The organism is Bradyrhizobium sp., assembly GCF_036009065.1.
Taxonomy (GTDB): domain Bacteria; phylum Pseudomonadota; class Alphaproteobacteria; order Rhizobiales; family Xanthobacteraceae; genus Bradyrhizobium.
In genome coordinates, this window is record NZ_DASYMN010000289.1 from 1 (window position 1) to 2821 (window position 2821).

At 62.8% G+C, this 2821-nt stretch carries 3 protein-coding genes; 2 read left to right on the plus strand and 1 reads right to left on the minus strand.

All coding sequences use genetic code 11. The annotated features are described in order from the left end of the window. The first annotated feature begins 237 nt into the window (after positions 1-237). On the plus strand, positions 238-750 hold the full coding sequence (locus tag VGP39_RS17875; RefSeq protein ID WP_327569431.1) for a tyrosine-type recombinase/integrase: 513 nt from the start codon (positions 238-240) through the stop codon (positions 748-750). Between the two features lie 95 nt (positions 751-845). Here VGP39_RS17875 and VGP39_RS17880 read toward each other — a convergent pair whose 3' ends face one another. Then, positions 846-2588, minus strand: coding sequence for an IS1634 family transposase (locus tag VGP39_RS17880; RefSeq protein ID WP_422652986.1), 1743 nt, complete (start codon positions 2586-2588; stop codon positions 846-848). Between VGP39_RS17880 and VGP39_RS17885 the strand changes: the two genes are divergently transcribed. Then, the coding region (locus tag VGP39_RS17885) for an NUDIX domain-containing protein (RefSeq protein ID WP_327569433.1) at positions 2551-2821 on the plus strand (271 nt) is incomplete at its 3' end. The two genes, VGP39_RS17880 and VGP39_RS17885, sit on opposite strands and share 38 nt — an antisense overlap.

Here is a 2821-nt window from a genome sequence, read left to right on the forward strand (position 1 = left end):
CGCCGCGATCAACGCCCTTGCCGACATTCTCCAGGCCAAGCGCCGCCGCGGCTACCAGGACCGCACCGGGTGACGGAGCCACACCGGCCGCCGGCACGAGCCGGAAAAGCTACCGGTAACGTCGCTGCGGTCCGACACGCCCAGGCTACCACACCAGCCAAGCGCGTGCGCGCCATTACCAAGGAAGACGCCCGGAAGCGTCGCGTCGAAGTCCCCTCCTCTGCCTCGCAGACTGGCATGCAACTGCATACCGCCGACGGAACCCGCAAATATCTGACCACCGGCGAGCGCGATGCCTTCCTGCGACAAGCCGACCTGGCCGACCGCCCGGTGCGGACACTCTGCATGACCCTGGCCTATGCCGGCTGCCGGCTCTCCGAGGCCTTGGCGCTGACCGCCGACCGCGTCGATCTCGCCGCCGGCGTGCTGGTGTTCGAAAGCCTCAAGAAGCGCCGCACCGGGATCTTTCGCAGTGTGCCCGTACCCCCTGCCCTGCTGGATACGATCGACATGGTGCACGGCATTCGCGAACTGCACGCCAGGCGCGGCAAAGGCCGCGGCGTGCGGCTCCGGCCACGGTCGCGGATGACCAGATGGTGGGCGGTGCATGCGGTGATGCTGGCCGCCGGGCTGGAGGGTGTGCCGGCTTTGCCCAGAGGGCTGCGGCACGGTTTCGGGGTGGCCGCCGTCACCGCCGGCATCCCGCTCAACCTGGTGCAAATGGCTCGGTCATGCCCAGTCCGACTTTGACACCTGGTTTCGGAATCTGCTTTCCAATCGGCTACTTATGGGCCGCCAGAAAGTCGTTGGCACTACAGATGCGCGGTTCGGCGGTTTTCTCTGGTTTACGGATCAGGCGACTGGGCACCCGAGGGAGGCGGCGGTTGAGCGATGATTTGGATCATCGGCGGCAACGCCACGCCGACGGCTTGGAACACGGCGCCGGCGCAGCCAGGGGCGGCGGCGCGAAGGCGAAGCCTTTTGCCAGCCTGATCGATGTCGGTTTGAACGAGCTGATCGAGATCGCGAATGATATCGGCCCATTCGTACCGACGCCCGTCGCCAACGACCCGGTCGATGAGTTCCTTGCGTAGCAACAGAGCAAGGAACGAGCAGAACACATGGCCGCGAATCGTATCATCGCGCTGGTGGAAGATCGGACGCGTATTGATGATGGATTTCGTGGTTCTGAAAATATCCTCCACAATCCATCGTTCGCGATAGCGGAGCGCGACAACCAGCGGCGAGACCTGTGCAGTGGTATGGATGACATAGACGCCGTCGAATTTAGCGGCCGCGGCGACACGCTCGGGGTCGATGGCGAAGTGACGGTCGCCTTCGGTCTTGAGGAAGCGGCGGAAGCCTTTGTTGCCGACCATGGCTTTGTCACCCTGGCGCAATGCTTTGTCCAATCTGGCAAGGGTCGCTGCACGGGCGGCGGCATCGTTTCGCGCTTCGGCGTCATTATAACAGACGATGTAGCGGCAACGCCGCGTGTTTGCCTGACCAGACTTGACCTTGCGAACCACCTCTTTGACCTGAAGGTCGAGCGTGCCGCGGCCATTGGCCTTGGGAACTGTCAGCGAGACGAACGGGGTCTTGTCGGCCAGCACGGCGGCGACTTCGACGCTGCGCTTTTCGCGCACGCCCAGAATATACTCGATCTTGTGGGCTTCGAGCGTGGCGATGGTCTTGGCGCTGACCATGCCGCGATCGGCGATGATGCAGACCCGATTGAGCAGGAAGCGCTCGCGCAGCCGGGTGACGACCGGTATCAGCGTCGTGACATCGGCGGTATTGCCCGGCCACATCTCGCTGCAGATCGGTCGTCCGGTCTCATCGATGACGACGCCGAGGACCATTTGATGCAGATCAGGCCGAGAGTCTTTGGAATGACCGTTGCGGCCGAGCGTGGTCCCGCCGTCGCCTTCGAAATACAGGCTGGTGGTATCGAAGATCGCCAGCCCGACATCATTGAAGAGGCTGCGGCGTTTGGCGAACAGTTGTTCCTCGATCAGATCCTTGTTGGTGCGAGGCACCAGGCCGCTTCCCTGTTGGCCGGCAAGTTCCTCGCCGAGCCAGGCCATTGCACGGTACAGGTGATGCAGCTCGATCGCGTCCATGCCGTCGATGGAGTAGGCCGATCGCCACTTCTCCGCGGCGCGATCCGAGCCAGGATCCATGATCCGATGCAGCACGGTCAGAAATACGGCCCGCTCGAGCGGGAATTCGAACTTGCGATCGGCCAGCAGGTCCTCGATCACCGATCGGCAAAAGCTGTCGCGCCACAATCTCTCGAACAGGAGGGACGGGCCGATCCGTTTGGCATCGATCGTCGTGGTCTCACCCTTCTCGATGGCCGATAGCAGCATCCCGGTCTCGGTCAACCGGGCGCCGGATCGCAGCAGTCGATCGAACTCGCCGGTTTCCTTGAGTGCGTCGAGGCGGCCCAAGGTCGCCATCACGGTCTGGCGGGGCTTGCCGTTGACCCGATGGCTTGCCACCATCTGGAGATACTCGAAGCCGCCTGATCGCTTTGTCCGGAAGTACATGCTGGCCACCGCTTGCCAGCACAGTATTGGCGCCATTCACCTGCCAGTCAAGGTAGAACTCGACCTTATTGGCACTACAGAAACAGCCAAATCCGGGTTTTCTAACGGCAGAGTGCGGCTTTCAGCCCCATTTGGAACGGGTAACTGTCAAAGTCCGAGCCGCGGTGAAACGCCTGAAGCCGCGGCACGACGTGAACTAACCGAGGAAATCGGTCTTCGGCCCGCTGCCCCCTTGCTTCCCGTTGTAGACATCCGTGGCGTCTGGGACG